This is a genomic window from Microvirga sp. VF16 (assembly GCF_016864375.1).
In the GTDB taxonomy this organism is placed as follows: Bacteria; Pseudomonadota; Alphaproteobacteria; order Rhizobiales; family Beijerinckiaceae; genus Microvirga.
In genome coordinates this window covers 2,913,312-2,939,626 of record NZ_CP069354.1, presented here as the reverse complement: position 1 = coordinate 2,939,626, position 26,315 = coordinate 2,913,312, and the positions used below count along the sequence as shown (strand labels likewise).

Below are 26,315 nucleotides of genomic sequence, written 5' to 3'. Positions count from 1 at the left end.
CACCCGACGTATCAGCCTCGCGTGTGCATGAGACTGTCCGGAGCGTGGCGAGAAGGCAGACCGTTGACGGGTGCATTGCTAAGTCCGGCTCAGGAAAAGAGGCCCGCTCGGTCTCTCCGGCTGGACGGGTTTCTGCTGATTGCCTGAGCAGGCAAGCCACGTGTGGACCGTACTGCACCTTTCCGGCGTTATCGGATGGGTTGCTGGTCTATGCGTCGGTCGGAGGCGCTGCCATGGCCCAGGTCCAGAGACTACCACGGCACCAAGACAACTGGCTCCTGGCGGCCCTGGAGCCGGAGGATCTGGCCCACCTTGAGCCGGACCTGGAGGTCGTGATCCTGCCGAAGGGCACCATCCTCTACGAAGCTGGCGACACCATCCGCTACACCTACTTCCCGCATGATGCCATCGTGGGCCTGATCAACGTTATGGAGGACGGCCAGTTCGTCGAGGTGGCGTCCTTCGGGCGCGAGGGACTGTTCGGCCTGATCAGTGCCATTGTCTCGCGGGAGGCCTTCGGGCGCTATAAGGTGCAAGTTCCCGGCACCGCCTCCCGCATCGCCCTCGACCGGATGCAGCAGGCCATGCGCACCCGGGCCACGCTCCGACGGCTGGTTCTCAGCTACTCTGAGGCGCTGCTGGCCCAGACCTTTCAGACCGCCTCCTGCAATGCGATCCACACGGCGGAGGCCCGCTGCTGCAGCTGGATCCTGAACACACGGGACCGGGTGGATGAGGACGTTCTGCCGCTGACCCATGCCGATCTGGCCGAGTTTTTAGGCGTGCAACGCTCCACGATCAGCATCGCTCTCGGCACGCTTCAGACGCGAGGCCTGATCACCCAGCAGCGCGGCGGCATCATCATCGCGGACCGGGCTGGTCTCGAAGAGCTCGCGTGCGAGTGCTACGGCAAGATCCGCCAGATCTTCGCACGCTTGCTGCCCATGCCGCCGTCCTGGGCTTCCTGACATCAAGGCGGGAGGTGAAGCAAATGCCTAATCCTCGGTGGGAATGCATCGGGGGATCGATCCGGGGACTGAGCTTGCCGTTTCAGACCTGGGAGGCTCTGCGGATCGAGGGCGTCACGACCCTGGACCGGCTCCGGGCTATGGCGGACCACATTCACACGCTGCCGGGCATTGGCCCCAAGACGGCGCGATTGATCCGGGAGGAACTCGCCCGTGTGACCGCCTCAAGGGAGGGCCGCTGATGAGGTTGGACGCGCCCTCGGATCGTAATTCCCGATCAGACTAGCGATGGACTGGCCGCTTCATCGCCTGTTCAGGCCAGATATGGCGCCCTCGCAGACCAAACAGAAGCAGGAGATGCCCGATGAAGCACCTGTTCGCCTTCTCAATGCTGGCCACCCTCGCCCTCGTAATTCCGGCCCAAGCGGGCAACACGTCCTCAAACTCTAGCTCGAACTCTTCCAACGGTGTTCACACCCGGGTCGACACCATCGTCACTGACGATGGATACGGACGACGCATCTATGAACGGCGTGTTGATCGCCAGCGTGACCGGGGCGATGACCGCTCTCAGCGCCGCTGGCGGCGCGTGCGGGATGACGATTGAGTCCACAGGGGACTGGTCTCCGGCCAGTTCTGCGCCACGCGACGGCACACCTATTATCCTCTGGCTGGTTGAGGATGAGACACCACCTGTTCTCCCGCTGACAGTCGGGTATTGGACAATCAGCTCAGGAGCTCGGGTCGGCTACTGGCAAATCTTCGGAGATCCGCCACGCGTCTGCTCCGACAGGCAGATTCGTGGATGGAAGCTACTTCTTCGTGAGTAGGAAGAACGCTCGTGTAGCTCGCGGAACTCGGTCTAGCACGGCGAACAAGCGGGCGCTTAGCGATCAGCGTCTTTGACTAAGACAGCCGTGTTCCGGACGGCGCTTCCTTGAAGCAGCGGCAAAGGTGCTTCTCGCAGCCGAATTCGCCTTCGAGCAGGACTTGCGACGCCTTGTGCTCGGCGCATCGGGTCTCAACCATCTCCCAGACGAACAACTCAGCCGAGGACCGTTGTGGGAAGCCTCCGACAAACTCATCGTCGCAGAAAATCAGCCAGCCAACATTGCTGCCGACGATTTTGTAGGCGGCGTGCGATTGCGGCAAAGACGGCCTCAAGTGTTCGGAGAACGGCAGGCGGAAAACCACCTCGCCTGTATCATTCGCGACGTCAATGGCATAGTCGCGTGGATCGTGGCCTCGGGCTGCGAACACCTGTTTGAGGTGTTGGGCCGCTCGCACCACTGCGCCCCAGGCCATCTCCACATCCGGGTAATCGAGGCCGGTCTCGTCGTAACTCATCCCCCGATCCTTGCGGCGGATGTGAAGGTAGAAGCGAGGCATGGCATCTCCAAGATGCTAATTAGTGGACGGCGGAAATAAAGCCCTGCTGGCGGAAGAGTTCCGGCCACCCGTAATTTCGCATAACACGCAACATGGAACACGTTTTGAAGTGTTCGAAAAGTCTTCGGACAGACTTATGGAACGCCACGCCGGCTATTGAGTAAAACTCACTCAGAAGCAAGCCTCACCAGCGCTCGAATACTTACAAATACCAGCCTCTTGTCTGGATCTAATCTCTTGTCTCGTTAACCTAAGTGATGGGGCGTCCACTTTTGGGATTGTAACGTCAAACTATCCAGATGAGTTCAGCTTCCTGAATAGCAATCAAATAGAATTCATGACGAGTAATAAGGCGACAATTTATCGTAGCACCACGCGTTAGCCTCTCTCGAATCCCTGTACTAGACCGGAGTTCGATAATACCTCTTAGCAGAACTGCAGTCGTGTAGCCATTGCGCGCTGCTAAATTGCTGACATCCCGTCGAGTTCCCGGCTTGAGAACCGTAGTCGCTATTCTCCTGTAAGTAATCAGCTCGTGATTCATCCTGGTCGGGTGATCTTCAGCGACTTTGGCTTCCGTGCTGGCCTCGCTTTGATTATTGTCCGCTAAATGAGGTTCGAGTTGAAGCACAGCCGCTATTTTCAGGACATTGTCCAGGGTTGGTGAGAGCTTCCCACTTTCAATCCGCGAGATTGTCGAGGCGGCTATGCCAGTGGCGTGTGCGAGACCTCGCATCGACAACTTCATCTCCTTTCGCCGAGCGGAAATCTGCAGAGCAAACACGTTGCTTGTCACATTATCCCTTCCGAGTTCACGAGACCCCAAGATAAAGAAAAACCCCGGCGTTGCCACCGGGGTTCTCTCATCCGATCAGGACAAGCCGATTAGAAGTCGCGCTGAACGCGGATACGGCCTTCCCAAACGTCGTTCTTCAGGTCGACCGGATCCGGACCGCGCGGATCGATGTTGGCGTAGAGAACCTCGACACCGAGGTCCAGGCCAGCAACCGGCGACCAGATCACGTTCGTGCCGGCGCGCCACTCGGTGAAGTCAACACCGATGCCGAGGCCACCCGGGAACACGGCCGGAGCCACGTTCGGGTACTCAACACGAGCCCACGAACCGAACACGTTCTGACGGATGGTCGGGGTCCAGTAGTGACGCAGACCACCGGCGATCGACCAGCCTTCGCCGGTGTGGATGTCGCCGTCCACGCCGACGTAAGCGTCGACAACCGACTCGGTGAGCGAGCCGACGGTGACCGACGAGCCGAAGCCGAGGTAGCCGAGCGCGCCGTCAGCGTAGGACGCGGCGAGCCAGAGGGCGTCGCCAGCGGCCAGCATCGGCAGGTTCACGGAGCCCTGGAGCGAGACCGACCAGCCGAGCTCGGAGTCCGGGAAGTCGAAGATGCCAGGAGCAACTTCAACCAGGTTGTCGCTGCGCAGCTGGTGCAGAGCACCGGAGAGCTGGAGCGAACCCCAGGTGCCGGCGTACTTCAGGTTACCGACAATGTCAGGCATCGTCTGACCGGCTTCGGCGAACACCGAGGTGCCAGCGAAGGTGGTGCCAGCGAAGCGGCCTTCTTCAGCCGACAGCGTGGCCGAGAAGCCGTTGCCGAACGAGAAGGTGTAGGCGAACAGGTTCACGGTCGGGGCGTCCGAGAAGCGGAGCGTGCCGAAGTGGCCCGTCGGCAGGTCGCTGTTGTCGTAGAACGACACGACGCGACCGGCGGTGAGGCCGCCGAACTGGATGAAGGCCTGGTCGACGTTGGCCGTCGTGGCGCTGAAGCCATAGACGCCGGTGTCGCGGGTCATCTCGAAGCGCACGAAGGTGCGGAGCAGACCGTAAGCGGTGGCAGTGCGGGCATCGAGCTGGATGCGGCCACGAGCACGGAAGCCGATCGCATCCTGGGCGCGATCGGTCGGCTCGAGGTAGCGGAACTCGGCGCGAACACGGCCGCCGACGCGGAGGCAGGTTTCGGTGCCGGGGATGTAGAAGAAGCCTGCGCCGTAGGTGGAGCAGACGCGCACGTATTCGACCGGCGCAGCTTTGGCCACGGGAAGGTCGGCGGCTTGAGCCCCGGCGACAGCCGCGAGACCCGCGACCGATCCGAGGAAGAGGCTCTTAGCGAGCTTCATGGTTAAACCTCCAAAGTTTCGAGACCCTGGGGGGCCGGGTTTTTGTGCTTCGGCAGCTTCAATGAAGCCTTCAAACACGCCCCTTTTCCCCTAGTAGCTGGCGGCCCGTTTTCATTCGAACTCACCAGGAGGACGACTGGAGTGCCCTGTCGTTGCAGCCACATTATCTATGGGGTGTTCACGATCAAGCGAATGGTCGTGCTTTTCAACGCAGTTAGGTCGGTTCTTCAAGACACTGTGGCCAAATTCCAACACTTTCGATGGCCAAGAGAGTTTCCAGATAGAACCTGTAGCCTCTTGTTTACTTTTCATTCACTTGGCACAGGCTGATCGCCATAGCTTGCCATTGTTAAATACAAGAACCAGATCATCGACCAGCCTTATGCCATACACAGCAAGGGTTCCGCGCAGTAGTGCGTGTAACTCAGTTTCTATGCCGCTTCAGTACGCTTTGAATCAGAGACTTTTTTCATACTCACAGAAGGCGATTCCTGATCATTGAGGTCAGCCGCAACCTCACCTCCTCGGCCGTGCCGAGCGCTTGCGTCACAGTCGGGCGCGCTCGGCACGGCGGCCTCCATCCCCGCTGATGGCGCGTACGCGAAGATGCTCTCCGACCGGATGACGAAAGGCAAGGCGCAGCGGCTGGCCGAACTGATGCGGGCGGGCGGCACACGCGAAGCGTTAGAGGGGCTGGACAACGCGCTTCAGCGCCTGGCCAAGACGAAACGCGATGCGCTCGCTCGCCTTCTCCTGTCTGGAGAGCTTTCGCGGGCCCCTTATGCAGTAGGCCAGGATTAGACCGATCACGGCCAGGGCGACGATATCGCCGGGATAGATGGGCCGGAAGCCGTGGTGCCAGCCGTGCAGCGCGATGGCGACGGCCAAGAGTCCAATCCAGTCGGCAGCATCATGCCGCATTGGGCTCCTCCGGCTTGCGACCGATGATCCGCACCACCGGTATCGGGCGGTCTCCCCAGCCATCGAGAGCACCCGATGCGTACAAGGCCTCCATCTGCCGATCAGCGTCTGCTGTGTCAGTCGCGCGGATGACGGGGTAATACAGCTTCTCGTCACTGGCAGCGGATGCCTGTTCCAGGCGGCGGGTCCGGGTCTTCAGAGTTCGGTTCATTTCAGTCTCGCCGCTTCGAGGCTTTCCAGCCGCTCCAGAATGTCAGTAGCCTCGACGGCTCGGACATACCGGTCGACGAGCCGGGACAGGTCCTCTGCCTCGGAGGGTGTGAGGTCGCCGGACGCGACCGCCGCGACGAGAGCAGCGGATGCCTTCACCGCGTCGGCGGGCGTCTCCAGTTTCGGCAGGGCGAACATCACGGGCCGATCCTTCCGGGGCGGCATGATCCGGTCCATCACCAGCCGCATCGCCGTCGTGTCGCCTTCCAGCGCCATCTCGACAGCCTTGCGGGTCAGGGCTTCCGCCTCGCCGTCGAGAAGAGCTTCCATGGCCAACGTCGCCTTGTTGCGCGAGCCCTTGGGACGTCCGGAGTTGCCTGGCTCGAATAGTCGCCCGCCCCTCGTTTTCTTCTCGTTTTTACGAGTATTGGCTTCGTACTCTGTCATGGCTGGCCGGTTTTAGTTCTCTATTTGTTCTAAGTATCATCTGTCCTGTCTTCTCCGTCTACCGGCCAAAGGGCCGCTTAGGGTTTTCTCTTCCCTCGCGGCTTGGGCTGATCCGCAGCTCCGAAGCCGTTCGCTGCGAGCGCCTGATCGAGCAAGGCTCGGATGGCTTCCGCCTCAGTGTTGATTTTCTTTGCGAACCGAAAGGCGCGGACACGCTCCCTGAGATCAGGTGGCATGCTCAGGATGATCCGCTGTGGTGCCATCACCTTTTCTTTGGCCATTGGGGTCTCGCCTCTCATCTAGCACGGCACATCAGTGATATCAAATTCATCGTTGACATCTCGTTAATGAGGGAGCAGCCTTATTACATAGTGATATCACCGATATCTCAATTGCCGCCTTCTGGTCTGCGTTCCCTTGTCATTGTCGCTTACGAACAGGAGATTGATCCATGGCTCGAAGCACATTCCACTCCACCACTCGCACGCTAACCAAGCCCGCAGCCCAGGCCCATCCCGACGCCGCGCTACTGCTGCTCATGGACGAGCACACCAAGACCCAGGCCCGCGTCGATGCGGCTGAAATTGTCCTGCAGGCTGATCCCGGTATCCTGCCGGACAAAGCCTTCTACCGGCTCTGCGACAAGGTTTCCGACATCGAAGATGCCATTCTGGCTACGCCCACCCGCACGCCGGACGGCCTTCGGATCAAGGCGCGGATCGCAGCCCGCTACCTGCAAGCGCCCGAGGATTGGGGATGGCGCGCCTACGATGTCTTCGGGCGCTTCGTCGAAAGCATTCTGCGCCAGACGGCCTCGGGCCGCAGCGGCACGCCGCACTCCAACACGAGGAGGTGAAATGACCATGACCGAGAACAAGGACTACCTGACCAAGAGCGCCGCGCTGCTGGCGCTCGACACCGGCATCGAGATCGACACCGACGAGGATGGCCTCATCGTGATCGACGGCACGATGAAGTACATGCCTACGGAGATGGACGACGTCTTCCGGCTCAACCCGTTCTACGCGCGGGTGATGGCCGAGGCGCTACTGGAGAATGCCAGCCTTGCCGAGGGCGGGAACCTGCTCCGCCTGCCGTCGAAAGGCAGGGCCTGATGCGCGCCTGGAGGCAGGGGTTTCGCGTGTCGTGCTGCGCAGCCACCTGGCCTTAAGCCGCGTGCGATGGAAGAGGAGGCATCGATGAAGCATAAATCCGGAGACATGGCGCGCCGCCGTCAGGCCGCCTACCGCAAGGGACGGCGCGACCTTGCTGATGACATCCTGGCTCTTCTGCGCGAGGGCAGGCTCGATGCCGTCCAGGAGCGACTGCGGGCAGAGACCAAGCAGGTGGGCGGCCACACCGCCCTCCACTCTCCCGGACAGGGAGGGGAGTAGAGCCTCCAGCCCCTCGTCAAATTGGATGACTAGGCCACCGGTGGCCTAGTCATCCGCATTTTCAGACTCATCAACCTCACCGGTGTATCGACGCCAAGCGGACGCGTTGCCTCTTTTCCCGGGAACGCGCTCGATGAGGCTCCTCTTATTTAGCCGGTAGAATACCTCTTTCATTGTATTTTCAGACCGTATCCCGGTTAGATCGCGCCCAATACTATTCGTAATCTCATCATGTGTTTCGAGGTATCCCATCACCGTGTCTTCCGGTGAAGCTAACGGCGCATGTGCAATATGAACAACGACCGAGTTTTCGCGCTCCTCAATCTCGGGTTCACGCAGCCGTAGCTTGGTCATAGCTTCGAATGCGGTATTCAGACCTTCGCCAACATCCTTGTTAGGAGGGTTCGGGAATTTGTTGATGAGCCGCACAATTTTCGGGTTCCGAGCGGACTGTTCACGAAGGATGTTGCTGATTGTTATGTGCCCCGGCAGCTTACCAGGACTCTCGATCTCTATCCTGTTGTCATAAATCCGGATGTGTATATCGGCAGTGATACTGTAATCTCTATGGAGAACCGCATTCGTTACTACCTCATGCAGCGTCTCATCGGGGTACACGACGTCTTCCAAGCCATGTACGCCAAGCTTTTTCATTCCCTCTATGAGTTCTTTTGTCTTTGCGACAGCTCGGGCGATTAGATCATATATGCATCCTTCAACGGTGATAGGATCGAACACCAAGGTGTCTCTGGTCCCCTCATCCTCTTTCGACCGATACCGATATATTTTGATTGCGGAACGTTTCGGAAGTGCTGCCTGAGGCTCGTCCGCATAAAGAAGTAAGCCTGCCACTGTCGGCCTCCCCTCGCTAAGTACAAACTGGCTTTCAAGCCAATCCTCCGGCTCCGCGCTTGGTACTACAGAGAGAGCGAAATCGATTATGACTTTTGAGTTTGTTACTGTCTTCGGGCTGATGTTAAGGGTCTCATCCTCGAACGTGACAATGCCTTTATCTAAACGGAGCCGATTTAACCCATCCTCTGTATCGATTCGAAGATTTTGAGCATTCCGTCTTACGTAGGGAAGCCCATCCGTAGCCTTGAGGATGTCTTTCGTTTTCGGGATCGTGAGGTGCAGCACATAACCTTCACGGTCAGGAGCCGACAGAAAGACAGCGCGATAATGGTTACCGAGTATCCCCATACTTTCGAGGACTTGTATGTGCGCGTTCGCAGCCTCCTGATCTGGAAATCCTGCCCACCGACGGGTCTTGGTAGCCCCGCTCTTGTCCTCTGCAATGCCAACAAAGAGTTCTCCGCCCGACGTATTGGCAAAAGCTGAAACCGATTCCGACAGCTTCGCGGGCCTTATCTCAACCCGCTTAACGTCGAGATAGTGGCCTTCTTCAAGCTGGATGACTTGGTCTGCTTCTTCAATCGAAATAGTTTTTTGCTCTGGCATATCGGGCACCGGTGGCAGGGGGGCGGATTAAATGGACAGCCCGAGTGCATGTCAATGGCAGCTAAGCTTAAGTACTCAACCCTCTCTCCACGCCTTCGCGCCTGACCTACTCTCGGCTCGAACACTGGACCTGATGAGTAACCCCCACTGGAAGCCCGATCCTGGGCAACCATGCCTGCTTTGTCACGTTAGCAGGTGACCCTTCGCAGGCTGTCGACAGCCCGCGGAGAGATTGGAAACCAGCATCCAGAAGAGGAGCGGCAGATGTACAAGCTCGCTTTAGCTCTGTGTGCCTGCGTAGCCATGGCAGCGTGTTCTCCCACGACCACCGGAACCGCAGCAGGAGCCACAACGGGGGCGCTCGTCGCGGGTCCTGTCGGGGCAGTGGTTGGTGGGGTCGGCGGTGCGGCGGTGGGTACGGCCGCAGGTGCTCGGACCGCCCAGGCTGCTCCGGGTTACTGCTACGTTTACGACCGGAACGGCCGCATGATGATGAATGCGTCCGGTCAGCCGCAGCTCCGTCGCTGCTAGCGCACCGTGCGGAAAACTGGGACTAGTTTTCCGCAGCTAATGATGCGCCGCTTGAGGAAGTGAGCGTCGGACCCAAAAGTGGAGTCCACAATTGGATCCGACGCTCTAGCGATAGCCGGCTAACACGCAGCAATATAGCCGTCCTACAATTCTAGTAATTATGGGAGCAGGTCAGGCTTTGTGCCTTCTCCGTTGGGCTGGGCCGTACGCACTTACTAAGCGCCTCTTCGTGCTCTTCTCCCACCTTTTCCAGCTGGCCACGGACCACATTCTGCCGCGGCGGCACCGCCGGTGGATTCGTGAAGCGCACATCCATCAAGTGACGAAGTTCTGGGGCTGCCAAGTCCATGATGTTTGCCTTGCGCCAACGGCGACAGTAGGTTTTCTTTCGCGTGAGGACGTCCCAGAAGCCGTTTGCGTCGTATTCGACCCACAGCCTGAGTTGGCCAGTCATAGTTCAGCGGAAATCAAAGCGTCCCGTTAGAGCCATGGGACACCCCCTGAGATTTGAGCGTGGCAAACCGGCTTGCAGCGCCTATGCCATTGATATCAGTATTGTAACACAGAGTGCTGTTCGCATTTACAGTTTATTGCCCGTCAGGCGCAGTCCCCTCCAGTGCCTTATTGGCACGGGCGCTTCCCCGAGACGGTCGCAACTGCGGCCCACCTAGAGCGCCAGACGAATGGGCGCTCTTTTTGCAGGGTATCTAGTGGTGATGGGACGGGAAGCGGCCGTTTAGGACCGGCTGAAGACCGGTTATCCCTCGCAGTGGGTCCGGACAAGCGGCTGAGCCTGATTGACCAGCTAGCGCGGGCGCAGGCTGACAACCCAATACCGAGCCGAGGCTTTGGCACTGGACAGCCCTGTCTCGCACTCGGTCGGCTTGGGAGCCCACGACCGGTCAAAGTGGAAAAGGTCATCCTCGGCGCGATGGCGGGCTGTCCCTCTATAGGTGGTGTTCTGCAGGCTTATGGACGTTCCCTCGGTTCTTTGGGCCAAGACAACGGCGGAGCTTCTGCAGAGTTCAAGGGTCGCAGTGAAGATAAGTTGGGCTGGTAAGAAACCCGAATCACCGCCCACGGCGTAAGTACCCCAGGAATGCGGATTTCTGGCTGAGCAGGCGCGATGGTTCGACAGCCAAGCCGACAGCAAAGGTGGGGAAAAAGGTGGGGAAGCCATAGATATCGTTGCGAATATGCTCGCAATGACAATAACTTAACCTCTGATAATGGCGGAGAGGGTGGGATTCGAACCCACGGTGGGCTTGCACCCACGGCGGTTTTCAAGACCGCTGCCTTAAACCACTCGGCCACCTCTCCCGGACATGGCACATCCGCCCAGGTCCTGAGCCCCTCTCTCTAAGGCCGCGGGCCCCGATGCGTCAACTGAAACGGACCGTCAGCCCGAGCAGAAAGTCGACGCCCGCCCTGGCTGTTCTCTCACGACCAGTTCGTCCGTGCGGTATCCACCTGGAAATCGTCGATCGGCTGAATGTGGTCGGCAGCAGGCTGGCCGAAGTCCACTGAGGAATGGGTCCCCGTGGCCGAGGCATCACCGGCTTCGACCTGCTCCGTCCATGCACCGACGGCCCCATGGCCAAGGTCGGTTGCGCCGTCCGCCATCAGCAGGAGAATGTCGGAGCCCGCCAGATCCTGCGTGGTTCCGGAATCCGCAGCGGCCATGAGACCATGAGCCGCCGACTGGGTCGGCGGCGGATCATCAACGACGACTTCCACCGTTCTCGGTGTCGAGGCTGCACCTTCACCATCCTGCAACGTCACCGTGATACTGCGTGCTCCGGCAGTGAGACCGGATGCATCTCCACTCTCCAGCACCAGAGCCCGTAGTACATCAGCATAAGTTGCAGGTGCAGCATTGCCGCTCAGGGTCAGGGTGCCGTTGGCGGTGGAATATCCACCGCCCACCACCTCGATCCCGGTATCGCCGATCATCATGCGCCCATCCTCGTGGCGGAGGGTGTAGCCGTCGAAGTCGAGACGGTCGCTATCCTGCGCTCCCGACAGCGTGATGGTCGCGCCACGGAGCTGCGAACTGTCGATATCCTTTGCATCGACGAGACCGATCGCATCTGCCTGGGGCGCTCCAGCCGTCACATGATCCGGTGCTGTCAGCGCGAGTTCGGGTGCGTCGTTCACGGCGTCGATCACTACCGTGAAAGACGTCGTTGTCGTCGCCGTTTGGCTGGAGCGCTCTGTGCTCGTGGCTTGAAGGGTGAGATTCAGCGTTCCATTCCAGTTCTGCGCAGGGATAAGCTGCAATTCGGGCAGGCTATCAGCAGGCACGCGCCACTGGCCATTTCCCAGTGCCTCACCGTGCGAAAGCTTGAAGCTTTCGGGAACCCCGAGGATGCTGACTATCAAGGTCTCGGATCCGTCGAGGTCTACGAGCGCCGCGGACAGGTTCAGCGCAATGGCGTGGTCCTCCTGCCCAGCCGCATCCTGTGCAGTCACCTCTGGCGCATCGGCCACGGCGCTCACAGTGATCGTATGCGTGCCGGTTACCTCCCGGCTCACCGAGATGCCGTTCCCGGAATCCGTGATCGTCGCCTTCAAAGTCAGCGTGAAATCCGCATCGCTATGCTCCGCCAGCTTGACCTCCACGAGGCCGGAGCGCAGATCGGCGGTCGAAACCTGCCATATGCCTGGCGTGAGTTCCGAACCGCGATTCAGACTGGCGCCGGTTGGGAGACCCGAGACTTGCGTGAACTCCGACCAGGTCTCGGAGCCGTCGTTGTCCTGAAGCGTGAAGGTCGGGTTGAGCGCGATCGAGGTATCCTCGCCTCCCGCGCTCGCACCATCGATCGTGCCGGCATCCGCCACGGGATTGAGACTTACGGTGAAATTTACCGAGGTGCGGGCAGTCGATCCCCCAGCACTCTCGGTAGCGATGCCGGTGAGAGTGAGGGTGAACTGCCCGGCCACTTGTGGTGGCGGCGTGAAGATCAACCCATTGAGCTCCGCCTGAGTGAGCAGCCAGCTACCGTCCGACTGCTGAGTGCCCGCATTGAGGCTCGCGCCATCCGGCAGGCCGCTCAGTACGAAGGTGAGGCTTTCCGATCCATCCGTGTCACGCAAGGCGCCACCCAGGCCCGTGAGGCTGATCGCCGTGTCCTCGTTGCCGGAGAAACTGAGCACTGTCACGTCCGGCGCATCGGCGACGGCTTCGACCTGCACCCGGAAAGTCGCCTCGCTCGTAGCAGTCTCGCCATTGGTCTCCTGAGTCGTGGCACGCACGGTGAGATTGAACGTGCCGGAGAAGTTCTGCGGTGGGGTGATCGCGAGATGCGGCAGGTCAGATGGGGACACAATCCAGGTTCCGTCAGCCTGGCGTGTACCATGGGTGAGGATGGCGCCAGCCGGCATACCTGAGATGACAACCGACAGCACTTCGGATCCGTCCCGATCTGTCAGCGCGGCCGACAGGTTCAGGGCGATCGGCTGGTCCTCGAGACCGGATGCGTCGCGGGCGCTTACAACCGGCGTGTCAGCCGCCGCATCCACCTGTACCTGGAGCGTCGTACGCGTGGTGGCCACCGAACCGTTGGAGCTCTCCCGCGCGTGCGCCAGCACGGTCAAATTCATGGTCCCGCTCCAATCGGCGGGTGGCGTCACGGTCAATCCGGCAAGCTGAGACGGCGTGAGAGTCCAGCTGCCATCGCCGTTGTTGATGCCTTTCGAGAGGCGCGCGCCTTCCGGTAATCCCTCGACGACCACCGAGAGCACTTCCGAGCCGTCGGTATCCGTGAGGGTCGCCGATAGGTCGAGGTTGATACTTCCGTCCTCCTGCCCGGTCGTGTCATGCACCATGACGATAGGAGCATCGGCCGCCGGCGCGATAGAAACGGAGATCATCCGACTCGTATCCTGCGTATCGCCGTTGCTCGCTTCCCGAGTTGTCGTTTCGATCTTCAGAACGAAGGTTCCGTACTTGTCCGCAGGTGGCACGAAGCGCAAGCTCGCGAGGTTTGCCGGATCGACCGACCATTTTCCGTTGCCGATATCGATGATGCCGGTCCCTTCGAGACGAGAGCCTGCCGGAAGATCGGAGATCACGATTGAGGTGACGGTCTCACTCCCGTCGCCATCTCCTGTCGTAACGGAGAGATTCAACGGCACGGCCGAATCCTCCAACCCCGTCGACGGGTTGGCGCTGATGACCGCATTATCCGCGATCGCGCCCACGCTCACATTCAGTGCAGCCTTCGTGGTCGTCTGGCTGCCTGTGGCTTCCGTGGAGACTGCGATGACATCGAGTTTGATTGTGCCTGAGAAATCTGCCGTAGGCGTCAGGGTCAATCCATCCAGCTGATCGGGGCGCAGAACCCAGGCCCCGGTAGCGGGGTTTCTCACACCAGCCGACAGACGCGCGCCATCGGGCACGCCTTCGATGCGAATGCCGAGAATTTCCCGACCGCCGTCTGTGTCGTCGGTGCTAGCCTTGATCGACAGGGCAACGCTGTCGTCCTCGGCCGTTGCTGCATCGGCGACTTCCAACTTGGGAGCCTGCGCGACTGGTGCGCCGCCAGGCGTCGTGCCCGACCCGCCGTCGCCGCCATCGCCTCCACCGGCTGGTGCGGTGATCGTCACCGGAACCAGTTCGGTCCAGTCGGATTGGTCACCCTCCCGCTCAACCCCAACGGCCGTTACCGTCAGATTGAAGCTTCCGCTAAATCCGGCAGGCGGACGGATGGAGAGTGTCGGAAGAGCTTCGACCGGAACCAGCCATAATTTATCGCCGGCCGGAATGCCGGCCGACAGAGTCGCTCCGTCCGGCACGTTCCGAATCCAAATATACAGCGTCTCGGACCCGTCACTGTCGCCGGGGACCGCCGTGATGTGGAGCGGGATTCGACCTTCGTCCGGATTCGCGCTGTTGTGGCCGGTGCCGTTCGACGCCGAGAACGTCAGGACGGGTTTGTCGGCATCGCCGAGTGGATCCACTCCCATCTGACCGCCGATCGTGGCCCGCACACCGCCGCTGTCCTCGATCGTCATTTTGACGGTCAGCGTAGCGGCCGTGTCACTGTCGCGCGGCATGGTCAGCGTTACGCCGGCCATGTCATCGGCGGAAATCTTGTAGATACCGGTTTCATCGGCACTGACGATTGTGCCGTCTGCCAACCGCAGGATGGCGCCGTTCGGAATGCCGCTGATCAGAATGTCGCCGACGACTTTCTCCGAGTTGTCGCTGTCCCTGAGACCGGGATTGAGGTGCAGCGCTATAGGCTGATCCTCTATTCCGTGCATGGTACCCCAGTTGCCGGAAATCCCGTCGAGACCGCCAACTGCGGGATTATCCACCACCGCGACAACTTTGACCGGAAAGTCCACCCGGGTCACGGCCTGATCGCCGCCCCTCGCCTCCTGCGAGACGGCCGACACGCTCAAGTCGATGAGGCCCGCGAAGTTCGCGGGCGGCCGCAGCGTCACCAGTTTCGCCTCCGCGGCCGTCAGCGACCACGTTTCGAAGCCATTGTGGGTCCCTTGGTAGGTGCCGTGGGACAGGATAGCGCCCTGAGGAACTCCTGAGATGACGAAGCTGAGCGACTCGGATCCGTCCGCGTCCGGCAGGGTGGCCGAGAGATTGAGATGGATGGGGGTGTCCTCGTCGCCCGTGGCACCCGTGACATTCATGATCGGAGCATCTGCCACGGCCCGGACCGTGACCACGATGTCCTGTGGCTCGCTTTCGGTGTCGTCCCCGTTCGGCTCCGCCGAGATCGCGACGACCTTCAGGGTGAAGTCTTCGTCTGAATGAGCGGGAGGCGTGATGGTCAGGCTGTTCACCAGGTCAGGATCGACCACCACGCTGCCATCGACGATTGCCAGCACAACACCGTTAGCTCGGACCGCAGCTCCGTCCGGAATGCCCGAAATCCGAAAGCCCGTAATGGTTTCGGATCCATCGCGATCCGTGGTCCAGGCTGCGATGCTGAGCGGGATTTCAGTGTCCTCGTCTCCCACGGCCGGACTGACGCGCAGACCCGGCTCATCGGCAACGGCTTCGACCTCCACCTGAAAATCGATGCTCTGTGTGGCTGTCTTGCCGGTCGAACTCTCTTGAGCGGTCGCCTCGATCTTCAGATTCAGCGTCCCTGAGAAATCCGGCGGCGGCCTGAGCGCGAGGTGCGGCAGGTCCTCCGCATCCACGATCCAGGAGCCGTCGGATTGGAGAATTCCTTTCGTGAGCGAGGCCTCTGCCGGCACGCCGTAGATTCTGACCGTCAGCGTCTCCGATCCGTCGGTATCGACGAGGCTCGCGGAGAGATCGAGCGGAATCTCCACATCTTCCTCCCCCTTTACGTTCTCGGCACTCACGTTCGGCGTGTCGGTCACGGCGTTGACCGTCACCACGTTGGTGCCCGTCACATCCTTGTCGATGGTTTTGCCATTGCCCGCATCGTTCAGGATCGCTTTGAACGTGAGGGTCATCTCCTGGTTGTTGTGCGCTGGCGGAAGGATTGCCACATCGCCGGCCTGGAGGGCGGCTGTCGGAACCTTCCAAACGCCATCTTCCAACACGCCGCGATTGAGCGTCGCTCCGGATGGCACGCCGGAAATATAAGTGAACTCCGACCAGGTCTCGGAACCGTCTCCGTCCGGCGTATTGAAGTTCGGATGGAGCGTGATCCATGTGTCTTCATCGCCGGTGGCGGAGCCAGTGATGGTGCCGTCGTCCAGAACCGGATCTAGGTTCACCGTGAACGTGGCCGAGTTGCTGGCCGTCGAACCACCGACCCGCTCGGTTGCTACTGCTGTGAGCGTCAGATTGATCGTGCCGGATTGGTTCGCGGGCGGCGTGAGGATCAGGCCTTCAAGCTGATCCTTCGTGAGCAGCCATCGGCCATCCGAACGCTTGGTGCCGACATTGAGCGTCGCGCCCGAAGGCACGGTGAGCAGGAAGCGCAAACTCTCCGAACCGTCGATATCCTTCAGCGCTCCGCCCAGTCCCGTGAGCGCGACGGGTTCGTCTTCGCGACCGGAAAAATTGGTGACTGTAACATCAGGCTTGTCGGCCACCGCATCGACCCGCACCTGGAATTCGACCTTTCTGGTCTCGGTTTCGCCGTTGCTCTCCGTGGCCGTCGCCTCGATACGCAGATCCAGGGTCCCCGAAAAATCCTCCTTCGGCGTGAGCTTCAGGTTCGGAACGTCGGAGGGTGATACGATCCAGCTGCCGTCCGATTGACGGACGCCGTGCGACAGGGATGCCTCGGCAGGCACGCCGAAGATGGTGACCGAGAGCTGCTCCGAACCGTCCTGATCCTTCAGCACTGCCGAAAGACCGAGCGGGATGGCCGTATCTTCCGGCCCCCGGGCGCCAGGCGCGACGATCAGCGGCGCGTCGGCGACCTCATCCACTTCGACTTTGAAGGGCGCGCGCACGATTTCTGTCGAACCATTGGAAAGTTCCCGTGCCTCCGCCACCAGGGTGAGCGACATGGTGCCACTCCAGTCGGCCGGCGGCGTGACGGTAAGGCCTGAGAGCTGTGGCGGTGTGAGGCTCCAGGTGCCGTCGCCGTTGTCGGTGCCAGCGGAGAGGCGTGCCCCCTCCGGCAGGCCCTCGATCGTGACCGATAGAACCTCCGAGTTGTCAGTGTCCGTCAGGGCGGCAGAAAGGTTGAGCGGAATCGCCTGATCCTCTTTTCCCGACGCGTCCTTCACGCTCACATCAGGAAGGTCCGCAATCGCCTCGACCTGCACCTGGAACGGGGCATCAGTGGTGGCCGTCGCGCCATTCGTGCTCACGGACGTGGCGCGGAGGGTCAGATCGATGGTGCCGGAGAAATTTTGAGGCGGCAGGATCGACAGATCGCCCAGATCGGCCGGAGATATCTTCCAGCTGCCATCGGCCTGGGGAACACCATGCGAAAGCGTGGCGCCTGCGGGCACATTGAGAACACTGATCGAGAGAGCTTCCGAGCCATCCGTATCGGTCAGGTCAGCCGCGAGGTTAAGTGCGATCCAGCGATCCTCCTGCCCCGAGGCATCGTGGACGTCGACCTCCGGTGCGTCGGACACATTGTCGACCTCAACCTGGAAGTTGGTGCTTCGCGTCGCCGTCGAACCGTTCGAGCTTTCGCGAGCCGTGGCCTGAAGCGTCAGGTTGATCGTGCCGGAGAAGTTGGATGGTGGCGTAATGGAAAGATGGTCCAGATCGGCTGGCGGCACATTCCAGCTTCCGTCAGGCCGACGGGTTCCGTGCGAGAGAGACGCGCCGGCCGGCACACCGAGGATGCTGACCGACAGGGTCTCTGAACCATCGACATCAACAAGAGCAGCCGAGAGGTCGAGCGGGATCGGCTGATCCTCGTCCCCAGACGCGTTGATCGCCGACACCACGGGAGCATCGGCGACGGCGGTAACGGTGACGGTGTGGGTTCCTGTCACGACTCGGCTGACGCTGGTGCCATTCGCAGAGTCCGTCAGCGTCGTTGTCAGGGTGAGCGTGAAATCCTCATCGCTGTGCTCAGCCGGCCGGATGCTCACGAGACCCGCGCGCAGATCGGCCGTCGAGACCTGCCATACACCGGGTGCGATCTCGGAGCCGCGATTGAGCGAGGCTCCAGGCGGAAGACCTGCGACCTGGGTGAATTCCGCCCAGGTTTCCGAACCGTCCGCATCCGGCGTGGCGAAGGCGGGCTGGAGCAGGATCGCGTTATCTTCCGCTCCTTGGCTCGTGCCGCCGACAGCGCCAGCATCCACGACCGCATCCAGGCCTACCGTGAAAGAGGCGGAGGTGCGGGCGCTCGGCACGCCCGGCTCACTCTCGGTCGCGATGGCCGTGAGCGTGAGAGTGAATGTCCCGGATACCTGCGGCGGCGGGTTCAGGGTCAGGCCTTCGAGTTGCTCTGGAGTGAGAGCCCAGCGACCGCCGCCAAGCGGTGTGCCGACGCTAAGCGTCGCACCGGCGGGAACGCCGCTGAGCACGAAGCTCAGGTTCTCGGAGCCGTCCGTGTCCCGCAATGCACCGCCCAGGCCGGCAAGACTCACCGGCATGTCCTCCTGGCCATGTGCATTGGCGACCGTCACGTCGGGCGCGTCGGCGACCGCGTGCACTTGCACTTGGAAGGTTGCGTCGACGAGAGCCGTGCCGCCATTCACTTCCTGGGAGGTGGTGCGTAGCGTGAGAGAAAGGGTGCCCGAGAAGTTCGGAGGCGGAATGAGAGCAAGATGCGGCAGGTCGACGGGAGAGACGCTCCAGCTGCCATCGGATTGACGTGTGCCGCGTGTCAGCGAAGCGCCTTCGGGAACCCCTAGGATGCTGATCGACAATACCTCTGATCCGTCCGTATCGGCCAGGGCCGCCAAGAGATCGAGAGAGATCGGCTGATCCTCCTGCCCTTCCGCATCGGTGACCTGCACGAGCGGAGGAGAAGCCGCCGTATCCTGCGGCTCTTCCGGCTCCGGCTCGTCGGCTCCAGGCGGAGTGATCGTAACCTGCTCGTCCGGATGAGTGCTCGGCGTCGTCAGGTGCTCAGGTGCGACTGCAAAATCGGGTGTAGAAGGAACGTGACCGGACGAGCCGCGGGACGCTGCGATCTTCGGCGAGGCAACGGGATGTGATGCGACCCGCGCAACCAGGGCGGGAGTCTCAGCCAACGCGGAATCCAGCATGACTGATGTGCGTGCTTGAGCAGGGATGTCCAGATGCGCCAGCGGCCCGTCCACCGGACGGGACATTGGCTCTGTGGGAAGAGATGCGATGCCATGCGTCCCACCCATACCTCCTCCGGATGGCGCTCCAGGCATCATGCCGAATGCCGCAACCGCCTCCGTTCCTCCGACGAGATTGCCGCTAGTGGCCCCATCGCCGGCGGGAACCGTGCGCTGCACGGCACGCAGGGCTCGCAGGGCCTCCTCGTCGACCACGCTGGCGTCGAAGGGAATGGACAGGTCGGGTTGCTGGGTCATGGATGTGCTCAGCGCTCGTGGAAGGATGCGGCCATGGCCGAATAGATCGGCTTCAGCAGATATTGCAGCACCGTTTTGGTGCCGGTGGTGATGTCCGCCTGAACCGTCATGCCCGCGACGAGCTGCGCATAGCGCGGATCGTGCCCGACATGCTGCTGCTCAAGGGCAATGCGCGCGCGGTAATGCGGCTGCCGCTGCTCGTCGAGGAAGGTGCCTGCTGACACGCGCTCCACCCTGCCCTCGACGGAGCCGAAGCGGGCGTAGTCGAAGGCCTGGACCTTCACATGCACCTGCTGCCCGACTTCGATGAATCCGATGTCGCGCGGCATCAGCCGGACATCGGCCACGAGTTGCGTATCCTGCGGCATGATCTCGGCGACCAGTCCGCCCGGCGGAAGCACGGTTCCGGGACGATGCACCGCAAGACCTCGCACGACTCCGCCGATGGGAGCGCGGAGCAGAATACGCTCGGCACGGTCCTCCATCCTCCGGACAACCTCCGTCGTCTCGGCAATTTCCAGAGCGACGCGCGCCGCTTCCTGGCGAGCCTCGTCGACCGCGGCCGATTGCGTCTCGACGACACGGGCTTCGGCTTCGGCGAGACTGCGTTGAGCGGTGGCACGCTGGCCGCTCAGCCGCTCATGCTCGGCTTTCGCGCTCATGAAAAGCCGCTGGGCTTCCAGGACCGATAGGCGCGTCGTGAGGCCGTTGCGGGCGAGATCCTCGCGAATGCCGAGTTCTTTGGAGTGCAGCTCCATCTGCTCCTGCACGGCGGCAATCTGTCCGGCCAGAGTTGCCAGATCGCCGCGGCGCTGTGCCACCTGCTCCTGCAGAACCGAAACACGGTCGGCCAGCGCCCGCAGGCGCGCGTTCAGCGCGGCGCGCTGAGGCTCGACGAAGAGTCTCGAGGTCAGGGGCGCTACGGTTTGCGCATCGCCACCGGCATGGGCGACGATCCCAGCCGTCGGTCCCTGGCGACCACGCAGGTCGAGAGCGACGATGTTGCCTTCTGCCGCCGCCGCAAGGCGCTGTGCCTGGAGTTGCAGGGAGTCGAGCCGGTGCCGGGCCTGCGACAGCTCGGCCTGGGCCGCCGCATCGCTCATGCGCAGCAGGGGCTGCCCTTCCTCCACCGCTTCGCCCTCGGTTACCAGCACTTCGGCGACGATTCCGCCCTCGAGGTGCTGAATGGGTGCTGGCGCCGCCACCGGTGCGATCTCGCCTACGCTGACCGCAACTTCGGGCACATGGGCCAAGGCCGCCCAGGTCAGGCCTAAGGCAACGAGAGCCCCTGTGCCTAGAACCACGGCACGTTCCAAGCCATGAACGCGCAGTTCCTCGAGCGCCAGCACATGGCTGTCAGGGCGCGGCTGACGATTGGCGCGCGGTAGGATACGGCGATCTGCCGTCGGGGGCAGGATTTCGCCATTGGCGGGAGATGTTGCGGTCTTGCTCATCATGCAACTTTCGAGCTGTTGGCAACGGACATGTTCGCGAAGGCGGCATTTGCCAGCGACGTGCCGATGGGGGCTCTTGTGGGACGGGGGCCAACGGGAGCCGTCTGCTGGTCGAGTTCTTCGACCTGTCCGTCGCGCAGGCGAAGGACACGGTCAGCCAGCCGGATGTGACTCGGCCGGTGGGTCGCCATGAGGATGGTGCAGCGGCCGCGGCGCGAGGCAATGACGTCGGTGAACGCTTTCGCGCAGGCATCGTCGAGTCCGGCCACAGGTTCGTCGAGCAGCAGGATCGGTGCATCGCGCAGCAATGCGCCGGCAAGAGCAATCCGTTGAAGGATGCTGCGAGGCAGACGGCCACTCTGGTTGTCGCCGACGCGGGTATCGAAGCCCTGTGGCAGCGACTCGATGGCTTCCAGCACGCCGGCCTCTTCAGCTGCTGCGCGGATCTCTGCGTCCGATGCGCTGGGGCGGGCGAGACGCAGGTTCTGCGCTACGGTGCCGTAAAGAAGTCCCGGCGATTGCGGCACCCAGCCGATGCTGCGGCGGAGCACGGCGGGGTTGAAGGAGCGTACGTCGTGGCTGTCGATCCGAACCAAGCCGCCCTGTGGCCGGTAGAGGCCCGCGATCAGCAGCAGCAGGGTCGACTTGCCGCTGCCTTCGGCCCCCGTCACCGCCACCACCTGTCCCGGTTGGATCGCGAAGCTGGCGCCTGCGAGAACCGGCTCGGATTGTGGAAGATAGCGCAGGGTCACGCGCTGGAACACGATGGCGCCCTGCTCCGGCGGCGCCATGCGCGCCTCGAGCGGCGGAGGCCGCTCCGTCTCCAGGGCCATCAGCCCATCGATCTGACGGATGGAGGCCTGCGTCTGCTCCCAGCGGGAGAGCATGACGAAGCAGGTTTGCATGGGACCAAGAATGCGCCAGATCAGCATCATGCCGGCGATCAACGCTCCGGCGGTCATGGCGCCTGACAGGACGGAGAGTACCCCCATGACCACCGCGGCCAGCCCCGACAGGGTGACGAGCGCCTGGCTGGTTGCGAGCACCGAACCCGCCAGCGTGTTGACCCGTGCCGAGGATACAGCGGCAGCGGCCGCAGCAGCCGAATAACGGTCGATCCAGCGCTCCTCGGCTCCGACGAGCTTCAAGGTCCGTACCGTTTCGAGGGCCTCAACCGCCAGCGCTTCCCTTGCCTGGTTGGCGCGGGCGGCCCGCTCGATCGCCAGCCGCATCGGTCCGCGGGTAACCAGGAACAGGATGACGAAGCCCGCAGCCGTGCCGACCGGCACGAGAGCAATCCAGCCACCCAGCACCACCATGAGCACGATGACGAGCAGCGTGAATGGCATGTCGAGCAGTGCAACGGCGAAACTGCCCGTCAGGAATTCGCGGATCGCCGCGAAGTCGCGCAGACGCGATACCTGGGAGGCCGTGCCGGCGCGCTCTACAAGTGCAGTCGGCAAGGACATGAGCTGCGTGAAAACGGCGCTTGGAACCAACCGGTCGAGACGTTCGGCGATGCTGAGCAAAGCGCGTTGCCGCATGGCACGGAAGGCGACCTCGAGAAGAATGGCCGCGGATGCGCCCGCAACCAGCATAGGCAAGGTTTCCGGGCTATAGCCGGCAATCACCGTATCGAACACCGCCATGGTGAAGACCGGCACGGCGAGACCGAGCACCGCCATCAGCCCGCTAATGGCTAGCAGGGAGGGCAGATCGCCGCGGAAACGGCGTGCGATGCCACTGAACCAGCTCTGACGCGGAGCCCCGGCATCCATATCGATGACGAGCATCAAAGTACCGCGCAGTGCCTTTGGATCGCAGGGCTCCACCTCACCCGTAGCACCATCGAGAATCAGGACCCGCCCTTCTTCGTCGCGATAGACGACGGCAGCCGCATCGCCCGCCGGCAGCAGGATGGCGGGCAGACGCCTCGGATCGAGAGAGCCTCGCGACACACGTTCCATCCGGGTTGGATAACCCAGGATGGCGAGGGTGTTTCGCACGTCGGTCAGGTCGATATCCGGTTTGACATGCGGCAGAGCCGACAGCAGATCGTCCGCGCTGCCGGGCCATTCCATCAGCCACAGCATGGTCGAGAGGCAGCGGGCAAGATCGGACGGAGCCAGCAGATCTTCCGGTAGTTCCAGCGGCGTGTGTGAGCGATTTTCTCTCAGTGCGCTCATGACACACGCTCCAATCGGCCGTTCTGGATCGCATAGACCCTATCGGCGATATTCAGGGTGGATGGCCGGTGCGTGACGATGACCACCGTCACCCTGCCCCGCAGGTCCGCGAGCAGGCGGGCGAGCCGCGCATCGCTGTCGCCGTCGATCTGCGAAGTGATGTCGTCGAGGAGTAGAATACGCGGCTCTTCAACGAGAGCACGAACGACGCCGATGCGCTGGGCGGCACCGCGCGGCAGCGGTGTGGCAGCCACACCAACCTGAGTGTGCCAGCCCCCCGGCAGAGCGCTGGCAACCTGATCGAGACCGAGTTCCGTTGCCAGACGAAGGGCCAAGACCTCGCGGTGGGGCTGGTGCATGGTCAGGTTCTGCAGCAGCGTGCCGCGCACCAGCGCCGGATCGGGCGGTGCCAGCGCTACCAGTCGGCGCGAAGGCCCGATATCGACCTCGGCGAGATCCTGTCCATCGATCTGGACCTGTCCGCTACTCGCCTTCAGGTCGCCCGCGATCAGACGCAGCAGAGCCGAACGGCCGGACCCGTTGGAGCCCGTGATGCCGACGATCTCGCCGGGCAGCGCTTCCAGGCCGAGACCGTCAAACAGCCAGTCGGTATAACGCGGGGTACGGAAGCGGACATCCTGCAGAGCGATGTGTCCCGCGGACACTTGCAGCAACGGCCTGCCGGGGCTGCGCTCCTGCGGCAGTGCGCCGATCTCTGCGACGCGACGACGGCTTTCCGCGAGCGATTGCAGGCGCGACCACAGGGCGACGCCGCCGAGCAGTGGCTGCATGGTGCGCCCGACCAGCATGGTGCATGCGCCGAGACCGCCGACACTGAGCTGACCGTTCAGCACCATGTGACAGCCGAAGGCCGCCACGCCGATTGTGGCTGCCTGAGCCAGCAGCATGCCGCCCTCCTGCCCCGTCGAGATGATGTGCGACAATCTCCGGCGCAGGTGAGCGGAGCCGTTCTGCAGACGTTCGTAGCGACGTTCGAGCAAGGGCTCGGCGCCGAGCACCTTCATGGAATGAATGCAGTTCAGAGTATCGAAGAGAAAGTTGAAGCGGCGCTCCTCTGCCATGGCGAGGTTATGTGCCGCTTGGCGCACCCGCTGGCCCGTCAGGATCGCCACCAGTCCGACGCCGGCGAGCAGAACCAGGGGCACTAGAACCAGCGGTCCAGCGAGATACCAGATGCCGATGAGGTAAAGCAGCGCGAAGGGCAGATCGAGCATGGCCTGCAATGCGGGGCCCGACCATGCCTCGCGCAGGGTGCCGATGGCGGAGAGACGTTCTGCATAATAGCCGTTTCCGTGTGCCTCCAGCGCGGAGAGCGGAGCACTCAGCAGGCGTTGCATCGCCTGACGATGGGCCTGTGCTTCGGAGGTTGCCGCGACACGCGCGAGAATCCGCCCGCGCACTTGACGCAACAGCGCCTCCAGCAGGATGGCGATAGCGACGATCGTTGCGAGCACTACCAGAGTGCCGACCGCTTTGTTCGGCAGGATCCGATCGTAGACCTGCAGCAGCGCAGCGGGCAGTGCCAGAGCCAGCAGGGTGATCAGCAGGGTCGCCTCGAGCACCGGAAGCAGGAATCCGATCCCGAATCGGGCAACCAGCCCCCGGAAAGGGCGTGTCAGCCAAGGGCCGGAGGACACCATCGATGGTGCCCCGGAAGAAACGGCGGACCGATCCATAACGCTACCAGTGGCCTTTCGGCCGAGAGAATACTGACGATATCTTTGGTGAAATATCCGGTCTCTCACCGGTATGGCGGGGCGGCATCATGCCTTTGGATCTGTCTCACCTCAGTGAGTACCCAATCCGCCATGAGTATGAGCGTATTGCTACACTAGAATTCGGAAATATTTTCTTATGTGTCAACGAAATGGCCTTTACGGGATGACGCTAATCATTCGGTAAAGTTAATGATAAGTACGCTCAAGCTTTCGCAAATTTATGATATGACGTTGCGATAGGCAAAGAATATCTGTGTGAGAATTCTTGGAGAGATCCTGATCGATCAGATCGGAAGCCCCGTATAGTTCTCCGCCAGCGAACACGCGGCGGCTTTTGAACTCTTGAGATAGTCGAACTCCGCCCGTTGGACTCGGCGGCTGAAGGTGTCCGTGTCCGGGAACGTGTGGAGGATGGAGGTCATCCACCAGGAGAAGCGCTCGGCCTTCCAGATTCGAGAAAGCACACGGGCGGAATAGCCATCGATTCCGGCCGAGGATCGCTCGGCGTAGAACTCAATGAGAGCTTCGGCCAGAACGCCGACATCGCTTGCGGCGAGGTTCAATCCCTTGGCACCTGTGGGCGGAACGATATGAGCCGCATCGCCTGCCAGGAACAGGCGGCCGAACCGGAGCGGCTCGGCGACAAAGCTCCTCAGCGGTGCGATGGACTTCTCGATGGAGGGACCTGTCACAAGATTATCGGCTGTTTCTTCATCGACCCTGCGGCGCAGCTCGTCCCAGAAACGATCATCCGACCATTCCCCCACCTTTTCATCCGCCGGCACCTGAACGTAGTAGCGGCTGCGGGTGTGCGAACGCATGGAACAGAGCGCGAAGCCTCGCTCGTGGTGCGCATAGATCAACTCATCGGCAACGGGTGGTCTTTCGACAAGGATGCCGAGCCAGCCGAAGGGATAGATCCTCTCGAACGTCCGGATGGAACCTGCGGGCACACCGGCGCGGGAAACGCCGTGGTAGCCGTCGCACCCGGCGATGAAATCGCAGGCAAGCTCATGCTCGACACCATCCTTGGTGTAACGCACCTTGGGCTTGTCGCTGTCGAAATCATGGATGGACACGTTCTCGGCTTCGTAGACCGTTTTCGCACCTGAGACGTCGCGGGCCTGCATGAGATCACGAGTGACTTCCGTCTGTCCGTAGATCGTCACCGTTCTGCCGATCAGCTCGCGAAAGTTGAAGCGGTGCTTGTCGCCGTCGAAGCAGAACTCGACGCCGTCATGGACGAGACCGTCCGCGTGCAGCTTCTCGCTGACGCCCGCCTTGTCCAGGAGTTCCACCGTGCCCTGTTCGAGAACGCCGGCGCGGATGCGTCCGAGCACATAGTCCTGGCTGCGCCGCTCGAGGATGACAGTGTCAACTCCGGCATTGTCCAGAAGGCGGCCGAGCAGCAGCCCGGCGGGGCCTGCGCCAATGATGGCGACCTTGGTCCGCATGCGCGATTTCCTCCGAAAACGGCGGCCAGAGCCACCTCTTTCATTTCGCGCAGAATGAACCTCGCCCGCCGAACGGCCAATAGACA

At 61.9% G+C, this 26,315-nt stretch carries 20 protein-coding genes and 1 tRNA gene; 7 read left to right on the top strand and 14 right to left on the bottom strand.

The features are described 5' to 3' along the window. Positions 1–233: 233 nt before the first annotated feature. The 3 genes from JO965_RS13715 (at position 234) to JO965_RS13705 (ending at position 1,575) form a co-directional block, all read left to right on the top strand. On the top strand, positions 234–968 hold the full coding sequence (locus JO965_RS13715; protein ID WP_203439453.1) for a Crp/Fnr family transcriptional regulator: 735 nt from the start codon (positions 234–236) through the stop codon (positions 966–968). A gap of 23 nt (positions 969–991) precedes the next feature. After that, a complete protein-coding gene (locus JO965_RS13710) occupies positions 992–1,210 on the top strand; it encodes a helix-hairpin-helix domain-containing protein (protein WP_203439452.1) in 219 nt (72 codons plus the stop codon). A 122-nt stretch (positions 1,211–1,332) separates the two neighbouring features. Continuing rightward, positions 1,333–1,575 (top strand): hypothetical protein, encoded by a 243-nt coding sequence (locus JO965_RS13705; protein WP_203439451.1) that lies wholly within the window; start codon positions 1,333–1,335, stop codon positions 1,573–1,575. 299 nt (positions 1,576–1,874) lie between these two features. Here JO965_RS13705 and JO965_RS13700 read toward each other — a convergent pair whose 3' ends face one another. The 7 genes from JO965_RS13700 to JO965_RS13670 all read right to left on the bottom strand — a co-directional run bounded on the left by JO965_RS13700 (position 1,875) and on the right by JO965_RS13670 (position 6,355). Then, entirely contained in the window at positions 1,875–2,357 is a 483-nt protein-coding gene (locus JO965_RS13700) for a hypothetical protein (RefSeq protein WP_203439450.1), read from the bottom strand. 286 nt (positions 2,358–2,643) lie between these two features. Continuing rightward, positions 2,644–3,093 (bottom strand): helix-turn-helix domain-containing protein, encoded by a 450-nt coding sequence (locus JO965_RS49350; RefSeq protein WP_371826880.1) that lies wholly within the window; start codon positions 3,091–3,093, stop codon positions 2,644–2,646. Between the two features lie 149 nt (positions 3,094–3,242). After that, on the bottom strand, positions 3,243–4,496 hold the full coding sequence (locus JO965_RS13690) for a porin (protein ID WP_203439448.1): 1,254 nt from the start codon (positions 4,494–4,496) through the stop codon (positions 3,243–3,245). A 684-nt stretch (positions 4,497–5,180) separates the two neighbouring features. Next, the gene (locus tag JO965_RS13685; protein WP_203439447.1) at positions 5,181–5,417 is read right to left on the bottom strand and encodes a hypothetical protein; all 237 of its coding nucleotides are present in this window, start codon (positions 5,415–5,417) and stop codon (positions 5,181–5,183) included. Then, complete coding sequence (locus tag JO965_RS13680; protein WP_203439446.1) at positions 5,407–5,628, bottom strand: hypothetical protein; 222 nt, start codon at positions 5,626–5,628, stop codon at positions 5,407–5,409. Before JO965_RS13680 ends, JO965_RS13685 begins: the two co-directional genes overlap by 11 nt. Next, positions 5,625–6,074 (bottom strand): DUF5681 domain-containing protein, encoded by a 450-nt coding sequence (locus JO965_RS13675; RefSeq protein WP_203439445.1) that lies wholly within the window; start codon positions 6,072–6,074, stop codon positions 5,625–5,627. The genes JO965_RS13680 and JO965_RS13675 overlap by 4 nt, the downstream gene beginning before the upstream one ends. 77 nt (positions 6,075–6,151) lie before the next feature. Further along, positions 6,152–6,355, bottom strand: a complete 204-nt coding sequence (locus JO965_RS13670) for a hypothetical protein (RefSeq protein WP_203439444.1) — start codon at positions 6,353–6,355, stop codon at positions 6,152–6,154. A gap of 170 nt (positions 6,356–6,525) precedes the next feature. On the opposite strand from JO965_RS13670, the gene JO965_RS13665 reads away from it, so the two are divergent. From JO965_RS13665 to JO965_RS13655, 3 genes are all read left to right on the top strand, one after another. Continuing rightward, positions 6,526–6,930 carry a hypothetical protein gene (locus JO965_RS13665; protein ID WP_203439443.1) on the top strand — a complete coding sequence of 135 codons (405 nt, stop codon included), beginning with the start codon at positions 6,526–6,528 and terminating at the stop codon, positions 6,928–6,930. Between the two features lie 7 nt (positions 6,931–6,937). Next, entirely contained in the window at positions 6,938–7,189 is a 252-nt protein-coding gene (locus tag JO965_RS13660; protein ID WP_203439442.1) for a hypothetical protein, read from the top strand. 84 nt (positions 7,190–7,273) lie between these two features. Beyond that, the gene (locus tag JO965_RS13655) at positions 7,274–7,468 is read left to right on the top strand and encodes a hypothetical protein (protein ID WP_203439441.1); all 195 of its coding nucleotides are present in this window, start codon (positions 7,274–7,276) and stop codon (positions 7,466–7,468) included. A gap of 45 nt (positions 7,469–7,513) precedes the next feature. Here the strand turns inward: JO965_RS13655 and JO965_RS13650 are convergent, their stop codons facing one another. Then, positions 7,514–8,929, bottom strand: coding sequence for an ATP-binding protein (locus JO965_RS13650; RefSeq protein ID WP_203439440.1), 1,416 nt, complete (start codon positions 8,927–8,929; stop codon positions 7,514–7,516). A gap of 264 nt (positions 8,930–9,193) precedes the next feature. On the opposite strand from JO965_RS13650, the gene JO965_RS13645 reads away from it, so the two are divergent. Further along, positions 9,194–9,460 carry a hypothetical protein gene (locus JO965_RS13645; RefSeq protein WP_203439439.1) on the top strand — a complete coding sequence of 89 codons (267 nt, stop codon included), beginning with the start codon at positions 9,194–9,196 and terminating at the stop codon, positions 9,458–9,460. 1,230 nt (positions 9,461–10,690) lie between these two features. Here JO965_RS13645 and JO965_RS13640 read toward each other — a convergent pair. The 6 genes from JO965_RS13640 to pobA form a co-directional block, all read right to left on the bottom strand. Beyond that, positions 10,691–10,780, bottom strand: a tRNA-Ser gene (locus JO965_RS13640). A gap of 120 nt (positions 10,781–10,900) precedes the next feature. After that, entirely contained in the window at positions 10,901–19,396 is an 8,496-nt protein-coding gene (locus tag JO965_RS13635) for an Ig-like domain-containing protein (protein WP_203439438.1), read from the bottom strand. Between the two features lie 8 nt (positions 19,397–19,404). Next, positions 19,405–20,853, bottom strand: a complete 1,449-nt coding sequence (locus JO965_RS13630; RefSeq protein ID WP_203439437.1) for an HlyD family type I secretion periplasmic adaptor subunit — start codon at positions 20,851–20,853, stop codon at positions 19,405–19,407. Then, positions 20,850–23,036, bottom strand: a complete 2,187-nt coding sequence (locus tag JO965_RS13625; protein WP_203439436.1) for a peptidase domain-containing ABC transporter — start codon at positions 23,034–23,036, stop codon at positions 20,850–20,852. Before JO965_RS13625 ends, JO965_RS13630 begins: the two co-directional genes overlap by 4 nt. Next, complete coding sequence (locus tag JO965_RS13620; RefSeq protein WP_203439435.1) at positions 23,033–24,697, bottom strand: peptidase domain-containing ABC transporter; 1,665 nt, start codon at positions 24,695–24,697, stop codon at positions 23,033–23,035. The genes JO965_RS13625 and JO965_RS13620 overlap by 4 nt, the downstream gene beginning before the upstream one ends. Before the next feature lie 362 nt (positions 24,698–25,059). Further along, positions 25,060–26,229 carry a 4-hydroxybenzoate 3-monooxygenase gene (gene pobA / locus JO965_RS13615; protein WP_203439434.1) on the bottom strand — a complete coding sequence of 390 codons (1,170 nt, stop codon included), beginning with the start codon at positions 26,227–26,229 and terminating at the stop codon, positions 25,060–25,062. Between the last annotated feature and the right edge of the window lie 86 nt (positions 26,230–26,315).

Coding starts and splice junctions, on each gene's coding strand:
- JO965_RS13660 (WP_203439442.1), top strand. CDS start 6,938: ATGACCGAGAACAAGGACTACCTGACCAAGAGCGCCGCGCTGCTGGCG.
- JO965_RS49350 (WP_371826880.1), bottom strand. CDS start 3,093: ATGCGAGGTCTCGCACACGCCACTGGCATAGCCGCCTCGACAATCTCG.
- JO965_RS13700 (WP_203439450.1), bottom strand. CDS start 2,357: ATGCCTCGCTTCTACCTTCACATCCGCCGCAAGGATCGGGGGATGAGT.
- JO965_RS13650 (WP_203439440.1), bottom strand. CDS start 8,929: ATGCCAGAGCAAAAAACTATTTCGATTGAAGAAGCAGACCAAGTCATC.
- JO965_RS13665 (WP_203439443.1), top strand. CDS start 6,526: ATGGCTCGAAGCACATTCCACTCCACCACTCGCACGCTAACCAAGCCC.
- JO965_RS13630 (WP_203439437.1), bottom strand. CDS start 20,853: ATGATGAGCAAGACCGCAACATCTCCCGCCAATGGCGAAATCCTGCCC.
- JO965_RS13625 (WP_203439436.1), bottom strand. CDS start 23,036: ATGAGCGCACTGAGAGAAAATCGCTCACACACGCCGCTGGAACTACCG.
- JO965_RS13685 (WP_203439447.1), bottom strand. CDS start 5,417: ATGCGGCATGATGCTGCCGACTGGATTGGACTCTTGGCCGTCGCCATC.
- JO965_RS13645 (WP_203439439.1), top strand. CDS start 9,194: ATGTACAAGCTCGCTTTAGCTCTGTGTGCCTGCGTAGCCATGGCAGCG.
- JO965_RS13715 (WP_203439453.1), top strand. CDS start 234: ATGGCCCAGGTCCAGAGACTACCACGGCACCAAGACAACTGGCTCCTG.
- JO965_RS13635 (WP_203439438.1), bottom strand. CDS start 19,396: ATGACCCAGCAACCCGACCTGTCCATTCCCTTCGACGCCAGCGTGGTC.
- JO965_RS13655 (WP_203439441.1), top strand. CDS start 7,274: ATGAAGCATAAATCCGGAGACATGGCGCGCCGCCGTCAGGCCGCCTAC.
- JO965_RS13670 (WP_203439444.1), bottom strand. CDS start 6,355: ATGGCCAAAGAAAAGGTGATGGCACCACAGCGGATCATCCTGAGCATG.
- JO965_RS13675 (WP_203439445.1), bottom strand. CDS start 6,074: ATGACAGAGTACGAAGCCAATACTCGTAAAAACGAGAAGAAAACGAGG.
- JO965_RS13680 (WP_203439446.1), bottom strand. CDS start 5,628: ATGAACCGAACTCTGAAGACCCGGACCCGCCGCCTGGAACAGGCATCC.
- pobA (WP_203439434.1), bottom strand. CDS start 26,229: ATGCGGACCAAGGTCGCCATCATTGGCGCAGGCCCCGCCGGGCTGCTG.
- JO965_RS13710 (WP_203439452.1), top strand. CDS start 992: ATGCCTAATCCTCGGTGGGAATGCATCGGGGGATCGATCCGGGGACTG.
- JO965_RS13620 (WP_203439435.1), bottom strand. CDS start 24,697: ATGGTGTCCTCCGGCCCTTGGCTGACACGCCCTTTCCGGGGGCTGGTT.
- JO965_RS13690 (WP_203439448.1), bottom strand. CDS start 4,496: ATGAAGCTCGCTAAGAGCCTCTTCCTCGGATCGGTCGCGGGTCTCGCG.
- JO965_RS13705 (WP_203439451.1), top strand. CDS start 1,333: ATGAAGCACCTGTTCGCCTTCTCAATGCTGGCCACCCTCGCCCTCGTA.